Genomic DNA, 17,706 nt, shown 5'->3' on the forward strand with positions numbered 1-17,706 from the left:
TAGCAATCAAGCGTCATCAACAATCAAATCGGCGCACCGTGCCCCCAGCATCATCGCAGGCGCATTGGTATTTCCCGCGTTGATGTCGGGAACGGCGGACATATCGCAAACTCTCAAACTTTCGATGCCGCGCACCTTCAGTCTAGTGTCCAGCACGGCCAATGGATCGCCTTCCGCACCCATTTTGCAGGTGCCTGCCGGGTGATAGTTAGTTTTCACAAACCGTTTGCAATGGGCGCGCAGGGTATCATCGTCATCCTGATCCGGGATCACGATCTGGCGGATATGATCCGAAAGGGGCTTGGTCTGAAATGCGCGGCGGAAAAACCGCTGGCCGCGCACCATCTCTGCCATGTCGTCTTCTTCCTTCAAAAGGTTTGGTGAGACACTTGGCATCGCAAAGGGATCAGCCGACTTCAACCGCACTTCACCGCGCGACTTTGGTTTCACAACCACGGTGGTCACCGTCAGGCCATAGTCGTCTTCGACTTCTTCCAGGGCGTCGCGGTCCAGATAGACGATAGGCACGCAAAAAGCCTGGATTGTGGGATCGGCTTCAGGATCGCTGGGGTTCACAAATGCCCCGGCTTCGACACCGGCCGACGTGACCGGTCCGCTGCCAAACAGCTTGAACTGGATACCGTTGCGCAACATGCGCCAGCCGTCGCCTTGTTTGAAATAACCATAAGGACCGTTAGCAAAGGCTGTCACCGGAACTTCGGGGTGATCGATCAGGTTCTGTCCGACACCGGGAAGGGCGAGTTTGGTTTCGATTCCATGTTCAGTCAGATGGTCCTCGGGACCAATCCCGGATTGCATCAGCAGTCTGGGGGACACCAATGCACCGGCGGCGACGATCACTTCATCATCGACTTGAACACTGTGCTCTCCGGTCTTGTCGCGATAAGTCACTCCAGTTGCACGCCCACTTTCAACAACGATCTGTGCGACTTCGGCATGAAGTTTTACGGTCAGGTTTGGATTTTTCTTCAGTGGTTCAAGAAATGCGTAGGCTGATGAGCTGCGCCGTCCACTGCGGTTTGTGAACTGATAAAACCCCACACCTCTTTGGGTGGGGCCGTTGAAATCGGGATTGAACGGTTCCCCCAACTGTTGAACGGCTTGAACAAACCAGCGCGACATTTCGTTGACGTGGCCTGGGTCGGAGACCAGAACAGGGCCCTCATTGCCATGCAGATCATTGGCCAGACGGTTGTTCCCTTCCATCCCGCGGAAATAGGGCAGGACATCTTCCCAGCTCCAGCCAACACCGTTGTTGGAGCCGCGCAGTTCACTGTTCCAGCCATCATAGTCCGAGGGTCGCCCCCGCATATATACCTGCGCATTCACCGAAGACCCGCCACCCAGAACATTGCCCTGTGGAATGTCGTGGGCTCGCCCGTCAAGGTGTGCCTGGGGCTCGGTCTTGTGATACCGCATGAATTTCGAGCCGTTGATCATCTTGAAGATGCCCGGCGGCATATCAAGCAAAGGATGGTGGTGGGAATGACCCGCTTCCAGCAGAAGAACCCGCGCACCGGCGTTGACCAATCCGGCAGCGCACGCAGCACCTGCCGACCCACCGCCGACAACAACGTAGTCATATCCCTGGCTCATTTGTTCGAGTTCCGCATATCGCCTTTGGGCGCAGCAACGGAATCACGTTCGACCAACTCGCATTCCAGTTTGGTCAGCGGATGGCGATTATTACCAGCAGATCCGTAAAAAAGCTGATCTATTACCCAGCGCTCCATCGAGCGATCGGCCAAATTCATTGAAGTCAGTTGCGGTGACAAATGGCGTGCGATTTCGTCGTCGTCATATCCAATGACCGAGACGTCTTCGGGGATGGACAGGCCCATTTCCTTGAGGGCCTCGTAGCACCCCACGGCCATCCGGTCATTCGAGCAGAATATCGCGGTGGGTGGGTTGTCCAAAGACATGAGTTCTTTGGTGCCTTCATAGCCAGAGCTTGGCAGCCAGTTGCCCTCGACGACTAACTCTTTGGCAAAAGGAAGATCAGCGGACGCCAGCGCGTTTCGGTATCCGGTATGTCGACCGCTGGCGCACTCCATGAACAACTCGCCGGTGATCAGACCGATGCGTGTATGGCCTGCGTCCAATAGGGCGTTCGTCGCTGTATGGCCGCCGGAAATGTCGGCCGGGATCACAGCAGGGTGCGAAGGCTCTTCGGTGTAGCAATTCAAAAGAAACACTGGAATATCAGTATATTGCAGCATATCTGGAAGCGTGATCTGCCGAGTGAAAACACAGGCATAGACAATTGCAGACACCTGTTGATCGATGAAATACTGTAGTGTCTTCGGCTCGATCACCGGGTCGTTCTGAGTCTCAGCCAGCAGAACAATATTGCCGGTTGCCTTCACCGCCTCCAAAACACCTTCATAGGCGTGAACACCTTCCGGGCTGGTGGCGATGGTGTCGATTACAAAGGCAATGGGGCCATTGATGAAGCCTTGATTTTTGTCGGTGGTATTGGATGGTTGGGCGGGGGTCTTGTATCCAAGCTTGCGCGCTGCATCCAAAACCTTTTGCTTCATTTGATCCGAAATCTTCGCGGTTTCATTTTTGTTCAATACGAAAGAAACCGTTGGTTGTGAGCATCCTGCAACGCGCGCGATATCGCGCATCGTGACGCGGCGACCGATGTTCGGCTTCTTCTTTTTGCTGGGGCTGATTGCGTCGTCTTTCATGCCAACTCCTGGTTCGGTGTGATTTGATAAACGAGTTCACCGAATTTCGCAATAATTATTTATTACTAATATTACTAATTGACATTACTAATTCATTATCTATTCAATAGGACGACTCGTGGCACTGCCACACATTGAAGAACGAAAGACTGAAATGCTCGTTGCCCAACAATTTGAAAACGCGCTGTTAGATGGTCGAATGTATGTCGCCGGTGATTGGGCTTCGCATAACGAGTCCACACGTATCGCGGTTGAAAACCCGGCATCCGAAGCTGTCATCGGACATATTCCTGAAGGCACGCCCGCAGATGCGGATGCCGCCGTCACAGCTGCGCAGGCGGCATTTCCGGCTTGGGCAGTGATGCCAGCAATTGAACGTGCAGCCTTTGTCACCGCGCTTGCCGATGCCATGACGGCTGATGCCGAGCGGCTGGCAATGCTTGTCACTGCCGAGCAGGGCAAGCCGATCGTCCAGGCGCGCGGCGAAATTGCCGCTGCCATCACGTTCCTGCGCTATGCTGCAGAACAGGCACGGCGCATTCAGGGCGACATCATCGCCTCAGATAACGCCCGTGAGGAGATCCAGATTCGCAAACACCCGGTTGGTGTCGTTGTTGGGCTGACAGCCTGGAATTATCCGTCGGCTTTGGTGACGCGAAAGCTTGGACCAGCTTTAGTCGCCGGGAATACCTTCATCCTGCTCAGCCATGAAATAACGCCGTTTTCCGGCCTCGCAGTCGCGGAACTGGCCGAGCGAGTTGGCTTTCCGAAAGGTGTTTTCAACGTCGTCACCGGCAGGGGGCCTGTTGTAGGTCAACGTTTAGTCGAACATCCCGGCACCGATCTGATCACAATGACTGGCAGCACCCGCGCCGGGCGCGACATTTGCCGAACTGCGGCGGATGAATTGAAGATTGTGCGGCTGGAACTGGGTGGCAAAGCCCCATTCATCGTCATGGAAGATGCTGACATCGATGCCGCCGTCGCGGCTGCCATGACGGCCCGATACACAAACTGCGGGCAGGTCTGCACATGCAATGAACGGATGTATCTGCACGCCAATATCGCTGATCAGTTTCTTGAGAAGTTCGTCGCCAAAAGCCGCGCACTTACCATTGGCGATCCAGTGGGCGATGTCGATTTGGGCCCGAAGGTCAGCGGCATCGAAGTCTCCAAGATTGAAGAGATCGTGGCCCGTGGTGAAGCTGCCGGTGCCGACATCCTGCTGAAAGGCGGGGCGTTGAATGACGGACCTTATGCAAAAGGGCACTGGGTTGCACCGACGGTTCTGGAAGTAACGGACAACGCATCACCCCTTCTGCAGGAAGAAATTTTTGGGCCCGTCATTGCAGCCAAACGTGTCAGCGATTTTGACGAGGCTGTGTCGCTGGCAAACGACACTTCGTTCGGCCTGTCGGCATACATGTTCACGCAAAACGCCCGTCAGATCGCGCAAACGCCCTATGTGCTGAAATTTGGCGAGATCTACATCAACCGAAGCAGTGGCGAAGCCGTTCAGGGATTTCATACGGGCTGGGGTCATTCCGGGCTGGGTGGAGAAGACGGACAGTATGGCTTTGACGCCTACTTGAAAAAACAGACGACCTATTTGAACTGGGGATAGCCCCAAAAATCGCGCGCCGGAAGATTTAAGCGCACCAACGTGGAGGAAAACACATGAACCGCAGAACTCTATTACTCGCCGCAACGGCACTGAGCATGGGCGTCGGCTCGATGGCTATCGGCCAGTCGCTGCCACCGCTGGAAAAGAAAGAGCGCTATAAAGTCGGCTTTTCGCAGATGGAATCGAACAACCCTTGGCGGATCGCTGAAACCAAGTCGTTTCACGACACCGCTGAAATGTGCAACTGGGACTTGATTGCAACCGACGCTGCTGGATCGGCTGCCAAGCAGGTTGCAGATGTGGACAGCATGATCGCCCAGGGCATCGACGTTTTGTTCCTGCCGCCACGCGAAGAAAAGCCACTGATCCCAGCCGTTAAAAAAGCCAAGGCTGCTGGCATTCCGACATTCCTTGTGGACCGTTCGGTTGATCCGGCTGCCGCCAAGCCTGGCGAAGATTTCGTTGCCTTCCTTGGCTCGGACTTCATCGACCAGGGACGCCGCGTTGCGGAGTGGACCATCGAAAACTTCTCGGGCGACAAGGGCATCATTGTTCAGCTTGAGGGCACTACTGGTTCGTCCCCTGCTAATGACCGAAAGAAAGGTTTTGACGACGCTATTGCCGCAGACGGTCGCTTTGAAATCGTCGCGTCCCAGACCGGCGACTTTGCCCGCGATCTTGGCCGTCAGGTCATGGAAACGTTGTTGCAGGCCCATCCTGACGTGAACGTGGTCTATGCCCATAACGACGAGATGGCCATCGGTGCAATTCAAGCGCTGGAACTGGCGGGGCGCAAACCGGGGGAAGACGTTCTGGTTGTCTCAATCGACGGCACGCGCGACGCGCTTCAGGCCATCATCGACGGCAAAATGGGTGTAACGGTAGAAAGCTCGCCGTTCTTTGGCCCACTGGCCTGCGAGGTCATGAACCGTTACGCAAACGGCGAAGAGATCGAGCATTGGGTGCAGGTCAAAGACCGTATCTTCACTCAGGATAACGCGGCCAATCACGTCGACGAAGCCTATTGAGGTCTCCCTGTTGAAGGAGGCGCGGTCGTTGACCGCGCCTCCTTTGGCGTTATGACAGTTGACCAGCGGGAGAGTTATGACAGTGCTTCTGAACATGATCGGCATCGAAAAGGCGTTCGCTGGTGTCAGCGCCCTTTCCGAAGCATCGCTGGACATCGCACCTGGCGAAGTGCACGCCCTTATCGGGCAGAACGGTGCCGGGAAATCTACGCTGATCAAGATACTTACCGGGGTCTACCGTCGCGATGGTGGCATTGTGCGCTTCAACGGCGCCGAAAGCGCCATTTCCAGCCCACGCGAAGCGCAAGAGGCGGGGATAGCAACCATCAATCAAGAGCTTAACCTGGTGCCGCTGCGCTCGGTTACCGAAAACGTCATGATGGGCTACGAGCCCAAGCGGTTCGGCGTCCTGATCGACTGGAAAGAGGCGCACAAACGCACCCGCGAAATTCTGCACCGCTTTGGCATCGACATTGACGTGCGGGCGCCGCTTAGCAGTTATTCCACCGCAATTCAGCAACTTGTGGCCATAGCCCGAGCCGTATCCCTGGACGCACGGTTGGTGATTATGGACGAGCCGACTTCATCGCTGGATGCCTCGGAAGTCGAGGTGTTGTTTGGCGTCGTGAAAGAACTGCGGAAGGCTGGTGTCTCGGTCCTGTATGTGTCGCATTTTCTGGATGAACTGTTCGAGATTTGCGACCGGGTGACCACCATGCGCGATGGGCGCACCGTGGATTGCCGCGCGATTGAAGGCACCACCAAGCTGGACCTAATCGCCGCCATGCTGGGCCGAGATGCCGACGACATCGAGCAGGCCGGTATGACAGAATTTGGTGGCGGCTCGCCCAGCACTGACAAGGGTGAGGTGCTGCTGGATGCCAAAGGTATTTCTACCGGGCCACGGCTGAACGATTTCGATATGACTCTGCACGGCGGAGAGATCATCGGGCTGGGCGGATTGCTTGGCGCTGGACGAACCGAAGCGGCGCACGCCATTTTTGGGGTCGACCGCCTGACCAAGGGACAGATCAAGGTCAAAGGCAACGGTGCTGGGCTCGACACGCCAGCGGCAGCTATCGCAGCCGGGTTTGGCTACCTGACCGAAGATCGCAAGGCAGAAGGGATCATCCCGGATATGTCGGTGCGCGAGAACCTGACCCTTGCTCTTTTGCCGCAACTCACCCGCAAGGGCCAAATCGACCGGGTCCGGGAACGCCAGTTGGTGGATCACTACATCAAGGCGCTGGGCATCAAGACCGCCAATATGGAACAGCCAATTCGCGAACTTTCAGGCGGCAATCAACAAAAGGTGCTGCTGGCACGCTGGCTGGCTATCGAACCCGACGTGCTGATCCTGGACGAGCCGACCCGCGGCGTGGACGTCGGCGCGAAACGCGAAATTCAGGCGATCATTCGTGACTCGGTCGCCCAAGGGGTCGGCGTTGTTCTGATCAGCTCGGAATTTGAAGAGATCGTCGAAGGCGCCGACCGGATCATTGTTTTGAACGAGGGGCGCATTGTGACCGAACTGACCAATCCCGGCATCACGGAAGATGCTTTGGTGCGGGCCCTGGCGCATACAGAAGGGCAAGCGGCATGAGCACTCAAGACGCAGAATTGCAAGCAAGTAGCGCGAAGTCATTCGAATGGCGCTCGTTTTTGCGCGATAACGGCGGTCTGGTCGCTCTGGCCGTGATCCTGTTGTTCAACGTGCTAGTCACCCCGAACTTCCTGCAGGTGCAGACCCTGTTTGTGAACATATCCCAAGTCGCGACCATTGCGATTGTGGCCATGGGCATGACGCTGGTCATCGCGACCGGCGGGATTGATCTGTCGGTCGGGGCCATCATGGCGCTGGCGGGCGCGCTGGCGCCGCTGATCTTTCTGTCGGAGTTTGGGCAAGCCTATCCGGCGCTGGGCATTGCGGCGGCGATAGCGTTGCCGTTGTTGGCCGCCATTGCCTGCGGTGTATTCAACGGCATTCTGGTGGCTAACCTCAGGGTGCAGCCGATTATCGCAACCCTGATCCTGTTCATCTCGGGGCGCGGCATCGCACAGGTGCTGACCAACGGTAATCTGCAGACGTTTTCGAACCCGTCCTTCAGCTATCTGGGAACCGGCAAAGTTCTTGGGTTGCCGTTTCAGGGTTGGCTGGCGCTGGCGATTGCCTGTGTTCTCTATCTGGTCATGACGCGGACGACTTTCGGGCGATACGTGCTGGCTATTGGCGGCAACGAGCGTGCGGCGGAATTGTCGGGTGGCCCGGTCAAGCGCGTGAAAATCGGCGTCTATATGATCTGCGGTGTGCTGTCGGGGCTTGCTGGGCTGATCGTGGTTGCGATCAACTCGGCCTCGGACACCGCCCGCAACGGGAACCTGATGGAACTGGACGCCATCGCCGCAGCCGTCGTCGGGGGCGCACTGCTACAAGGCGGGCGCGCGCCAATCTTTGGTGCCATCCTGGGTGCGGTCATCATTCAACTTGTGAAATACACGCTGCTTGCCAATGGCGTCGAAGACGAGGTCGCGCTGATTGCCAAGGCAGTCATCATCATTGCTGCCGTTTATGTGCAGCAGGCGCGGAAGGAATAAGGCGATGCTGGACACAGATGCTTTCGATCTGCGCAAATATCTGGCGCGCAACCCACAGTCGGTTGCGGTCTGGGTGGTCCTGGCCGTGCTGATCCTGTTCGGTGTGCTGCGCTATGAAAACTTTGGCGGCGCTTACAACATCACTTCGTTCCTGAATTATAACTCGATGTTCATCATCATCTCGGTTGGCATGTGCTTTGTGATCATGACCGGCGGCATCGATCTGTCTGTCGGTTCGGTTGCAGCCTTTACCTCGGTCGTTGCGGCCTATCTGTCGCCTTTCGGGATCGAAGTTGCACTGCCCGGTGCCGTGCTTGCCGGGGTCGCGTTCGGCGCGATCAACGCCTTTTGCATCATCCTGATGCGCATCCCACCCTTCATTGCGACGCTTGCAACCATGCTGGGCGCCAAGGGCGGTGCTCTGGTCATTTCGGGTGCGCAGACAATCTCGGTTGACTGGGGGTCGAACTTTACCCGCATGGGCATGGAAAAAGCGCTGAACATCCTGCCGTGGTCCATCGTTGTGGTTGGCGTTGTCGTCGTCGCTTTGTGGGTGACGTTAGAGAAAACCTCGCTGGGGCGCACGGTTCTAGCCATTGGTGGTGGCGCGGATGCCTCGGTTCTGATGGGCCTCAAAGTCAATCGCGCCACGGCCTTTGTCTACATGCTGTCAGGTGGGTGTGCCGGATTGGCAGGCGTGATCCTGGCGTCAGGTTTTGGCGCCGGCCAGCCATTGGAAGGGATCGGATGGGAGCTTTCGGCGATCGCCTCGGTCGTCGTGGGTGGCACGCTTTTGACCGGCGGACTTGGCTCTGTCACGGCCACCGTCGCCGGCGCGCTTCTTTTGGGATTGGTGTTCAACATCCTCAACTTTGAAAATGGCCGGGGCACCATCAGTTTCAGCGCCTATTGGCAGATGGTTATTCGCGGCGGGTTCCTGTTCGCTGTGATCCTGTTTCAGGCTCGTTTCATGTCGGCGCGCACAGGGCAAGAAACCCGGACATGAGCAACATCGCGGCGATTGAAACCCGGCTCTTTCATGTGCCTTTGGCCGAAGTGCTGGTGGATGCCAAACACGGCGACCACCACTTTTTCGAGCTGGTTACTGCCACTGTGCGTCTGGACGATGGGTCCGAAGGCACCGGGTATACTTACACAGGTGGCAAAGGCGGACATGCGATCAAGGCCATGATCGACCATGACCTGACGCCTTTTTTGATCGGGCAACCGGGCAACACGCCCGAGACGCTCTATGACGCCATGCAGTGGCATGTTCATTACGTCGCGCGTGGTGGTATCGCGTCCTTTGCGATCTCGGCTGTTGATATTGCGCTCTGGGATTTGCGCGGTAAACGCAAGTGTCGCCCACTTTGGAAAATGGCGGGCGGGGCAGGGGATACCTGCAAAGCCTATTGCGGCGGCATCGATCTTGGGTTCGAGCTTCTTAAACTTCTGGCCTCGGTCCAAAGCTATCTGGACCGCGGCTTTAACGGCGTGAAAATCAAGGTCGGACGTGACGATGATGTCCAGCGGGTGAAAGCCGTGCGTGACCTGATCGGCCCCGACATTGCCTTCATGGTGGACGCCAATTATTCGATGAGCGTCGAAGAGGCCATCACCGCCGCCCGCGCGTTTCAGGAATACGACATTCTGTGGTTTGAAGAACCAATCATTCCAGACGATTACGACAGTTTTGCTCGGATAACGCGGGAAACCGGCGTGCCGCTGGCAATGGGTGAAAACCTCCATACGATCCACGAGTTTGACTATGCTTTCGACCGCGCCAACCTCAGCTTCATTCAACCCGATGCTTCAAACTGCGGCGGCATCACCGGATTTCTGCAGGTCGCCGAACGCGCCGAGCAACACCGAATCCCGATCTGTAGCCACGGCATGCAAGAGCTGCACGTTTCGCTGGTGTCCGCACAAAAAAACGCTGGCTGGATCGAGGTGCACTCCTTCCCGATAGACGCCTACACCAAGCGACCACTTGTAGTTCGCAACCACCTAGCACAGGCTCCGTCCGATCCGGGAATCGGGGTCGAATTCGACTGGTCCAAACTGGACGCCGTCAATCTTTTGAAGAACTGAGGATAAGCTATGAGCACTGCCGCAGCGTTTTATCGCGGAGACAAGACTTTCTCGATTGAGCAGGTGGATGTCCCACCGCCCGGTCCGGGCGAGGTTCAGATTGATGTGGCCTTTTGCGGTATTTGCGGAACAGACCTGCATATCTATCTGGGCCATATGGACGCGCGTGTTGGGTTCGAGCGGACGATTGGACACGAAATGTCTGGTACGATTGCGGCGGTGGGCGAGGGCGTTGATGGTCTGAGTATCGGTGCGCCTATTGTGGTGCGTCCGCTGGATCACTGCGGTGATTGCCCTGCCTGCAACGCCGGACACGAGCATATCTGTCATACCCTGAAATTCATCGGCATCGATTCAGATGGCGCCTTTCAGCAGAAGTGGAACGTTCCGGCGCACACGATCCATTTGTTGCCTCAGGATCTGGATCTTAGTCACGCTGCCCTGATCGAGCCGCTGGCGGTTGCCGTGCATGACGTCGACCGGGGTCAAGTGCAGCCGGGCGAAGATGTGCTGGTTATTGGTGGCGGTCCTATCGGCATGCTGGTGGCCATGGTTGCCCGCGAAGCCGGTGCAAACGTCACGATTGCCGAGATTAATGAAAACCGGCTGGCCTTTGCGGCCAAACTTGGGTTCGCCACGCTGAATCCCAAAGAGGTCGACGTGGCGGCGACCATTCACAGCGCGACGGATGGCAAGGGTGCTGATGTCGTGTTCGAGGTTTCCGGGTCGCAACCCGGTGTTGATCTGATTACAGCCGCTGCGGCCACGCGCGGCAGAATTGTCATGGTCGCTATCCATGCCAACAAGCCGAACATCGACATGTTCCAGTTCTTCTGGCGCGAGCTGGACCTGATTGGCGCGCGGGTCTATCGCCCCAAAGATTATGACAGGGCCATGGCTCTTCTGGCAGAGGGCGTGGTCGATTGCGACGCCTTCATTACAGACATTCAAAACCTGTCCGACATTCAGGCCGCGTTCAAGTCTCTGACCGAGAATCCGAACGCCATGAAGTCGATGATCCGTATCGCGGAGGATGCGTAAATGAGCGTTCTGAACAAATTCGATCTTACCGGCAAAACTGCTCTTGTGACTGGCTGCAAGCGTGGCATCGGCCGGGGCATGGCAGAAGCGCTTGCCGAGGCCGGTGCAGACATTATCGGCGTCAGTGCAACCTTGGAATCTTCGGGTTCTGCGGTAGGCGCGGCAGTCAATGCGCTTGGGCGCGCATTCACCGGCTATGCCTGCGATTTCTCGGATCGCGCAGCGTTGAAAGAATTTTCGGCAAAAGTGCGCACCGCGCATCCCCAGATCGACATCTTGGTGAACAACGCAGGAACCATATTGCGCAAACCTGCAGCGGAACACCCCGACGAAATGTGGGACGAAGTGATCGAGGTGAACTTGAATGCCCAGTTCATTCTGACCCGCGACATTGGTGCAACCATGGTTGCGCGTGGGTCCGGCAAGATCATTTTCACCGCCTCGCTTTTGACGTTCCAGGGCGGCATCACTGTGCCGGGCTACGCCGCCTCTAAGGGTGGGATTGGCCAATTGACCATGGCGTTCGCAAACGAGTGGGCGGGGCAGGGCGTCAACGTGAACGCCATTGCCCCCGGCTACATCGATACCGACAATACCGAAGCCCTGCGCAATGATCCTATACGCTCAAAATCAATCCTGGACCGTATCCCCGCCGGACGGTGGGGACGCCCCGATGACTTCAAGGGACCCGTTGTCTTTCTGGCCTCGGACGCCGCCAGCTATATGCACGGCCATGTGATGCTGGTCGATGGCGGATGGATGGGACGGTGATTGGGCGGAACGCAAATTTTGGCTGTGGTTGAAACATGCACAATGCAGAACTTCTACTATCTCTCGGTAGATGCATGGATGTTGGACTTGAATTTTTCGAAGTCGACGTTTCTGCATTCCAGAATTCGGCCACTTACGCCCATGCTCAGTGCGGCTCCTATGTTGAATGACCGATATTGCTAATGGTCTGAGGTGATTTGCTCATGCAGCGAATGACCGCTTCGAGCCGATTTTGTTGAAAAAGTCGTTTGGTTTTGTGCTTTGGGGATGGTTACGGCGTATATTTTATTGGGCAGTCTGAGGCGGTACCGCCGCGTCATCCTGCGGCTGGCACCATCGGCGTGAGTTTGGCTAGTTTCCGGAGGTTTTGGGCTGCTGCTGCGAGAGTAAACTCGTCTTGGACGCCGCAGGGTCCACGTAATCGGAGCCGCCCGAGGCCAAGGATGCGTTTGAGGTGTGCAAAGAGCATCTCGACCTTCTTTCGTCGTTTCTGTGCGGTGACATTGAACTCTGACGCCATGCATCGGCGGGCGAAGTCCCGGACGATTTCGTATTTCTCGCGATGGACGGCGCGGGCCTCGGCGTTGGGGCAGCATTTTTCCTTCAGCTCGCATCCTGTGCAATCGGACTTCAGCGCTCGATACTTGCGAGCTTTCCAGCTTGGCGCGTTTCGAGCCGGGTCAGAATAGGTCCGCCAAGTGTGCCGCATCTCTTTGCCGCCCGGACAGATATAGCGGTCGTTCTCATCGTCCCACGTGAAGTCGGATCGTGAGAACGTTCCGTCCGTGCGCTCACCTTTGTCGAAGACAGGAATGAAGGGAAGGATTTGGCGCTTCAATGCGAGCCAGACAAGATTGTCTTCTGATCCATATGCGGTGTCCGCAGCGATCCAATCGGACTTCACACCAAAACGTTCTTCGGTGCGATCGAGCATTTTGCGCATGGCACTTATTTCAGCGGTCTTGTTGGACCGACTGGCATCTACGTCCATGATGATACTGTGATCGGTATCGATCAGATAATTAGTAGAATACGCAAAGAAAGCCGGGCCTTTACGTGCAGCCGTCCATTGGCTGGCGGGGTCGGCATGGGCCATGAACTTGGGCTTGACCGTGGAGGCTGCACCAAAGGCCTCGTCGTCCAAGGTGTCGAGATACTCGCGCACTGCGCGCGGCGCGTTATTGGGATCAATGTCACGGGCGGCCCAGTCTTCGGGATTGCTGGAGTTTTGCTTCTGAACATCCGCACTGATCAAACTGGCATCAACAGCAAAACCCTGACCGCCCACCAGTCCTTCTTCCATGCTGCGTGCAACCGTGGTCTCGAACACATGGCGCAGCAGATCGCTCTCACGGAACCGACCATGGCGGTTCTTCGAGAAGGTCGAGTGGTCTGGAACTTGGTCGGTCAAATTCAGCCGGCAAAACCAGCGGTAGGCGAGGTTCAGATGAACCTCTTCGCAGAGCCGGCGTTCTGACCGAATACCAAAGCAATACCCCACCAACAGCATCCGAATGAGCAGTTCCGGATCAATGGATGGACGGCCTGTGTGACTATAGAAATCCGACAGATGCGCCCGGATACTGCTCAGGTCAACGAACCGGTCAATCAACCGAAGAAGGTGGTCTTGAGGGACATGATCCTCCAACGAGAACTCATAGAACAACGCCGCCTGTGCTTCCTGCTTAGGTCCCATCATCGCAAAACCCTCCCTATCCGTACGATGAATTGAATCAGCAGTTCATTCCACGATCAAGCATGAGTTTTTCAACAAAATCAGCCCATTTCGACCGATGCTGCGCTGCATTCGAACGGCAGCTTTCGTGACCCAATTAAGAAACACGCCCTATTCACGGCTCGTCCGAAAAACACCATTCGAAGCACGTGCAGAATGACCTCTACCAACCCATTGCGCATCACAGAATTGGTCGCGTTGTGCCCGTTCGCGGCCTGGGCATGTCGGCGCCGAGAACTGACTGATCAGTAGAAGATTGCAACCAGATTGATTTTACTGGCTTTTTATCGTTTACTGCTCAGGCACCTCACTCGTCGTGCATACGATTTAGTGTGTGCAATGTGTTGTGGTGCCTTGCGGTGCTTTGCTTTGGACTCGGCTCGCAGGCTGTATCTCTGGGAGAATAAAATGCGTATCTCAACTTTCTTAACTGCCTCCGCCATGGCTTTGATCGTCGGTTCAGGTTCTGGTTTCGCCGGCGAACAGGCAGCCCAGCCCACACTGGGCGGACCGGTCGTTCTTTCGGATTCTGAGATGGATCTTGTAGTTGCCGGCGACTCGCTCGGGGTGCCGTCGACGACCGTGTCAGATATCCCCGATGTTATACATGACACTTGGTCGAGCTTAGCTGATAACGAAATCGGGAATTTTTATAACCAAGGGACTGCAAGTTCCCCTGCACCGTTTCACATTGGAATCCCGACCGCCGTCGACAATTAGTCATTCATTTTTTCGTATGTCCCAACTATGTCGACCTGCCCGCATATCATTAACGCGGCGGTATTCTAGTGATGTTTTTTGTTTTTCGCTGATACTTGCCGTGCCCTCAATCTTAATTGGGCATGGCTGGCTAACCACTACGGGGGGTTGGCGAGCATCGTGCGAAGAATGTCGGATGACCGTCCACGCCGTTGACCCATCCGACCCAACGCCGAACATACATACCCAACCGGGAGGGGTCTGACGGCTCCTTCCGGTCCTGCTCATAAAGCCGGGCCGCACGCGCCCTCGTGAGAGTCCGAATTACCACAATGCCGACCTATCGTTGCCCCGGTGCTTGCCGTTGCAACGTGGAACTGAGAGTCAGCGGCGAAAGGGTTAGGGACCTGATTTGCGTTCGGTGAAAGTTCTATCAGCAGGTCTTATCCTCGCGGCAGCAACGGGCCTGCACTCGCTTCAAGTCAGCGCTGGCACGCTCTCGCTGAAGGAAATCCGCGAGGCGGGCGTCATCATCCAGAAGTGGGACACGAGCTGCGGGGCCGCTGCCATGGCGACCGTCTTTACCTATACCTTCAACGATCCGGTTTCCGAGCGTGAGGTGGTCAACGGGCTGTTGCGTCAGACCGAACCCCTGAAGGTGCGCCACCGGGGCGGATTCTCGCTCCTCGACATGAAGCGCTACGCAGCAGAGCGCGGCTACCGCGCCATTGGCTTCAAGGGGATGCGCTTCGAGGATATCCGCTACCTGGATGCCCCAATCGTGCCGGTGCAGATCCACGGCTACAACCACTACGTGGTCTACAAGGGGCTGACACCCGACGGGAAAGTCCATGTGGCCGACCCGGCCTATGGCAACCGCAATCTCAGCCGCGAGCGGTTTGAAAACGCCTGGATCGAAGGCATCGCCTTCGTGATGTTGAGGGGAAAGAAATGAGATATGTGTTCGTACTCGCGCTACTGTTGCTGCCCGCTTGGCCTGCCTCGTCGCAGACGGTCGAGGAGTTGAAGGCCCAACTCGCGGCCCAGAAGCTGATCAATGAACTCTTGAAACAGCGCGTCGAGACGCTGGAGGCCGAACTGGTGGGCCGCGAGATCGCACCGCCGCCAAGGGCCGAGGCGCCCGCGCCCGAGATCGGCGCCGAAGACCCGGAGGGCGACCGGGCGCTGGAGCGGGCCCTGGTGCGGCGTGGCAATGCCGTTCTGTCGCCTTACACGGTCGAGGTGACGCCGAGCCTGTCGTGGAGCCATTCGGGCCGTGATGCGCTGAGCTCGACCCGCGACACCTATGCGGCTGGCCTTGATGCCCGGGTTGGATTGCCCGGGGGGTGGATGCTTGGTGCCAGCGTGCCCCTGCTCCACCGCGACATTGACGGGACCGGCGACAACACCGGGCTCGGCGACATCTCGGTGACGGCCTGGAAATCCTTCTGGCCGCAGGACGGCACCTGGCCGTCGCTGGTCGGCAGCATCCGCTACGGCGCCCCGACCGGTGAGGACTTCTCTGAGGATGACGTGCCACTAGGGTCCGGCTTTCACCGGGTCACCGGGCGGCTCTCGGCGGTCAAGACGATCGACCCGATCGCGTTCTTCGGAGATGTCTCCTACACCCATTTCCTCGGCGAAACGATCTCCGGTGTCGATGTGGATCGCAGCGGCGTGATCGGGTTCGGCTTCGGCGCAAACCTGGCAGTGACGCCTGACATCTCTCTGAGCGCGGGTTTCGACTTTGCCTTCGAGGATGAAATCGAACTGAACGGCTCCAAGATCGACGGCACGGCCACCACGTTCGGGCTATTCGAACTGGGCGCTGACTTTGTCCTGACGCGGGACATCTTCCTCAACCTTTCTGCGGGGGTCGGCATCACCGACGACAGCCCCGACGTTATTCTGGGGGCCTCGCTCCCGATAAGGTTTTAAGGTTCCGTTTCGATCGACCTCGGCGGGCTGTTTGGTGCACCCTGCATGTCTATTCTTGACACATTTCGGAAATAACCTCAAAGGCGGGAATCGCGACTAAACCGGACCTTGGAAATCTTTCGCGAACGGCAGCTTCGTCCGCAAAGCCGCCATCGGTTCATCACGCAGCATAGGTCACTTCGGGCTCGTTCCTGCCGTTCGCTGCGGTTTGGCTCAAGGACCGCAATGCGGGACTTAGTTGTCATTTGTCATATCTGGCCCAACGGCGGTTAACAGTCCTAAGCGGACATGCCCATTTAGAGCAAAGGATACTAACCGGACCTTCAATACGGGCGCAGCTGCGCCAACTGCAACATCAGAAGCTGTCATTTGAGCCGGTTGCCATGCACTTAAGAGCTGCTTCCTATGAATTCTAACCACTTGGTTCTGTCCCAAGGCTCCATCGCATAAATCGCACACTCAGCTTATCGTTGCCTGTATTTTTAAGCTCCCTTTAGGCGGGCTGGACAACAGAATATTGGAGACACCTTCCAAAGGCATGCGATGCGACACGACGCGGCTGATATCCGGACCGAAAGCGGCGATCGTTTCGAGTGCTTGCGGGATGTTGTGGTTCAACGAATGAGAGCCGGCGAATGTCAATTGACGGCGGAACACCTCGAATGGGGACACTTCGATGCGTGCGTCAGATGGGCAGACGCCGAAGAACAGGCCTTTCGCGCCGTTGGCCATGTAGTTTGCCAGATTGCCCGCGACCGCAGGAACGCCGGTAGCATCCACGACCAGATCAACCCCGTAGTGCAAGGCCGCCAATTCAGAGGATCCGGAAGCCACGATTTCAAAACCAAAACTTGCCGCCAGTTCCAGTCGAGCATCATCAATATCGGTGAACACAATGTCAGGCACATTGTGGGCGCTCAACGCCATGGCCAACAGTAAGCCCATCGGACCGGCTCCGAAAATCAGTGCATTGTCCGTTATTGAGGAACGCACGGCATCAAGCCCGTTTAGGACGCATCCCATCGGTTCGCACAAGGCGGCTATGCTGAAGTCTATGTCGCCGATCCGGTGAAGCGCGGATGCTTTGACCCGACTGAACTCGGCAAAGCCTCCGCTTTCGGTTACGCCATACGCGCCGAGGGAGTCGCACAAATGGGCCCAGCCGCGTAGGCAGGCGCGGCACGTTCCACATTCGAGGTTTGGGTCAACAACGACCCGGTCCCCAACGGTAAGACCTGTGACGCCGGGCCCGACATCAGCCACCACACCAGCGTATTCGTGACCCGGAACCACAGGAAATGCTGACGTTCCGTAATTGGCCTTCAGCACTTCGAAATCTGTGTGGCAGAGTCCGCTTGCCTTGACTGCGATCACCACTTCGCCGTTGCCCGCAACGGGATCGGGAAGGCTTGCGCAGGTGACTTCACCACGAGCGGGAAAAATTATTGCTTTCATAGCCGCGTCCTTTTC

The 17,706-nt window shown here is 56.9% G+C and carries 15 protein-coding genes; 11 read left to right on the forward strand and 4 right to left on the reverse strand.

Going from position 1 to position 17,706, the window contains the following annotated elements; translation table 11 throughout:
* Window positions 1-6: 6 nt before the first annotated feature.
* Both GKR98_14170 and GKR98_14175 read right to left on the reverse strand, forming a co-directional pair.
* Window positions 7-1,617: a GMC family oxidoreductase gene (locus GKR98_14170; protein ID QMU59238.1), complete on the reverse strand. Its 1,611-nt coding sequence runs from the start codon at window positions 1,615-1,617 to the stop codon at window positions 7-9.
* Window positions 1,614-2,651: a substrate-binding domain-containing protein gene (locus tag GKR98_14175; GenBank protein ID QMU60108.1), complete on the reverse strand. Its 1,038-nt coding sequence runs from the start codon at window positions 2,649-2,651 to the stop codon at window positions 1,614-1,616. Before GKR98_14175 ends, GKR98_14170 begins: the two co-directional genes overlap by 4 nt.
* A 262-nt stretch (window positions 2,652-2,913) precedes the next feature.
* Between GKR98_14175 and GKR98_14180 the strand changes: the two genes are divergently transcribed.
* The 8 genes from GKR98_14180 to GKR98_14215 all read left to right on the forward strand — a co-directional run bounded on the left by GKR98_14180 (window position 2,914) and on the right by GKR98_14215 (window position 11,864).
* Window positions 2,914-4,338, forward strand: a complete 1,425-nt coding sequence (locus GKR98_14180) for an aldehyde dehydrogenase family protein (GenBank protein ID QMU60109.1) — start codon at window positions 2,914-2,916, stop codon at window positions 4,336-4,338.
* Between the two features lie 53 nt (window positions 4,339-4,391).
* Complete coding sequence (locus tag GKR98_14185; GenBank protein ID QMU59239.1) at window positions 4,392-5,366, forward strand: substrate-binding domain-containing protein; 975 nt, start codon at window positions 4,392-4,394, stop codon at window positions 5,364-5,366.
* Between the two features lie 94 nt (window positions 5,367-5,460).
* On the forward strand, window positions 5,461-6,969 hold the full coding sequence (locus GKR98_14190; protein ID QMU60110.1) for an ATP-binding cassette domain-containing protein: 1,509 nt from the start codon (window positions 5,461-5,463) through the stop codon (window positions 6,967-6,969).
* On the forward strand, window positions 6,966-7,961 hold the full coding sequence (locus GKR98_14195; protein ID QMU59240.1) for an ABC transporter permease: 996 nt from the start codon (window positions 6,966-6,968) through the stop codon (window positions 7,959-7,961). The genes GKR98_14190 and GKR98_14195 overlap by 4 nt, the downstream gene beginning before the upstream one ends.
* Before the next feature lie 4 nt (window positions 7,962-7,965).
* On the forward strand, window positions 7,966-8,967 hold the full coding sequence (locus GKR98_14200) for an ABC transporter permease (protein QMU59241.1): 1,002 nt from the start codon (window positions 7,966-7,968) through the stop codon (window positions 8,965-8,967).
* On the forward strand, window positions 8,964-10,052 hold the full coding sequence (locus tag GKR98_14205; protein QMU59242.1) for a uroporphyrinogen decarboxylase: 1,089 nt from the start codon (window positions 8,964-8,966) through the stop codon (window positions 10,050-10,052). The genes GKR98_14200 and GKR98_14205 overlap by 4 nt, the downstream gene beginning before the upstream one ends.
* A gap of 9 nt (window positions 10,053-10,061) precedes the next feature.
* Window positions 10,062-11,093, forward strand: a complete 1,032-nt coding sequence (locus tag GKR98_14210; GenBank protein ID QMU59243.1) for an alcohol dehydrogenase catalytic domain-containing protein — start codon at window positions 10,062-10,064, stop codon at window positions 11,091-11,093.
* Complete coding sequence (locus GKR98_14215) at window positions 11,094-11,864, forward strand: SDR family oxidoreductase (GenBank protein ID QMU59244.1); 771 nt, start codon at window positions 11,094-11,096, stop codon at window positions 11,862-11,864.
* A 316-nt stretch (window positions 11,865-12,180) separates the two neighbouring features.
* Here GKR98_14215 and GKR98_14220 read toward each other — a convergent pair whose 3' ends face one another.
* Window positions 12,181-13,563, reverse strand: a complete 1,383-nt coding sequence (locus GKR98_14220) for a transposase (GenBank protein ID QMU59245.1) — start codon at window positions 13,561-13,563, stop codon at window positions 12,181-12,183.
* Window positions 13,564-14,007: 444 nt separating this feature from the next.
* Here GKR98_14220 and GKR98_14225 point away from each other — a divergent pair, with 444 nt between their 5' ends.
* The 3 genes from GKR98_14225 to GKR98_14235 all read left to right on the forward strand — a co-directional run bounded on the left by GKR98_14225 (window position 14,008) and on the right by GKR98_14235 (window position 16,236).
* The gene (locus tag GKR98_14225) at window positions 14,008-14,319 is read left to right on the forward strand and encodes a hypothetical protein (GenBank protein ID QMU59246.1); all 312 of its coding nucleotides are present in this window, start codon (window positions 14,008-14,010) and stop codon (window positions 14,317-14,319) included.
* Between the two features lie 391 nt (window positions 14,320-14,710).
* On the forward strand, window positions 14,711-15,253 hold the full coding sequence (locus GKR98_14230) for a peptidase C39 (protein QMU59247.1): 543 nt from the start codon (window positions 14,711-14,713) through the stop codon (window positions 15,251-15,253).
* On the forward strand, window positions 15,250-16,236 hold the full coding sequence (locus tag GKR98_14235) for a hypothetical protein (protein QMU59248.1): 987 nt from the start codon (window positions 15,250-15,252) through the stop codon (window positions 16,234-16,236). Before GKR98_14230 ends, GKR98_14235 begins: the two co-directional genes overlap by 4 nt.
* Window positions 16,237-16,695: 459 nt before the next feature.
* Here the strand turns inward: GKR98_14235 and GKR98_14240 are convergent, their stop codons facing one another.
* The gene (locus GKR98_14240; GenBank protein QMU59249.1) at window positions 16,696-17,691 is read right to left on the reverse strand and encodes an alcohol dehydrogenase catalytic domain-containing protein; all 996 of its coding nucleotides are present in this window, start codon (window positions 17,689-17,691) and stop codon (window positions 16,696-16,698) included.
* Between the last annotated feature and the right edge of the window lie 15 nt (window positions 17,692-17,706).

It is taken from the genome of Boseongicola sp. (assembly GCA_014075275.1).
Taxonomy (GTDB): Bacteria; Pseudomonadota; Alphaproteobacteria; order Rhodobacterales; family Rhodobacteraceae.

Excerpts from the sequence above, each read along its gene's own strand:
- GKR98_14200 (QMU59241.1), top strand. The coding sequence starts at position 7,966 with ATGCTGGACACAGATGCTTTCGATCTGCGCAAATATCTGGCGCGCAAC.
- GKR98_14215 (QMU59244.1), top strand. The coding sequence starts at position 11,094 with ATGAGCGTTCTGAACAAATTCGATCTTACCGGCAAAACTGCTCTTGTG.
- GKR98_14175 (QMU60108.1), bottom strand. The coding sequence starts at position 2,651 with ATGCGCGATATCGCGCGCGTTGCAGGATGCTCACAACCAACGGTTTCT.
- GKR98_14240 (QMU59249.1), bottom strand. The coding sequence starts at position 17,691 with ATGAAAGCAATAATTTTTCCCGCTCGTGGTGAAGTCACCTGCGCAAGC.
- GKR98_14195 (QMU59240.1), top strand. The coding sequence starts at position 6,966 with ATGAGCACTCAAGACGCAGAATTGCAAGCAAGTAGCGCGAAGTCATTC.
- GKR98_14180 (QMU60109.1), top strand. The coding sequence starts at position 2,914 with ATGTATGTCGCCGGTGATTGGGCTTCGCATAACGAGTCCACACGTATC.
- GKR98_14225 (QMU59246.1), top strand. The coding sequence starts at position 14,008 with ATGCGTATCTCAACTTTCTTAACTGCCTCCGCCATGGCTTTGATCGTC.
- GKR98_14220 (QMU59245.1), bottom strand. The coding sequence starts at position 13,563 with ATGATGGGACCTAAGCAGGAAGCACAGGCGGCGTTGTTCTATGAGTTC.
- GKR98_14205 (QMU59242.1), top strand. The coding sequence starts at position 8,964 with ATGAGCAACATCGCGGCGATTGAAACCCGGCTCTTTCATGTGCCTTTG.
- GKR98_14190 (QMU60110.1), top strand. The coding sequence starts at position 5,461 with ATGATCGGCATCGAAAAGGCGTTCGCTGGTGTCAGCGCCCTTTCCGAA.
- GKR98_14185 (QMU59239.1), top strand. The coding sequence starts at position 4,392 with ATGAACCGCAGAACTCTATTACTCGCCGCAACGGCACTGAGCATGGGC.
- GKR98_14210 (QMU59243.1), top strand. The coding sequence starts at position 10,062 with ATGAGCACTGCCGCAGCGTTTTATCGCGGAGACAAGACTTTCTCGATT.
- GKR98_14170 (QMU59238.1), bottom strand. The coding sequence starts at position 1,617 with ATGAGCCAGGGATATGACTACGTTGTTGTCGGCGGTGGGTCGGCAGGT.
- GKR98_14235 (QMU59248.1), top strand. The coding sequence starts at position 15,250 with ATGAGATATGTGTTCGTACTCGCGCTACTGTTGCTGCCCGCTTGGCCT.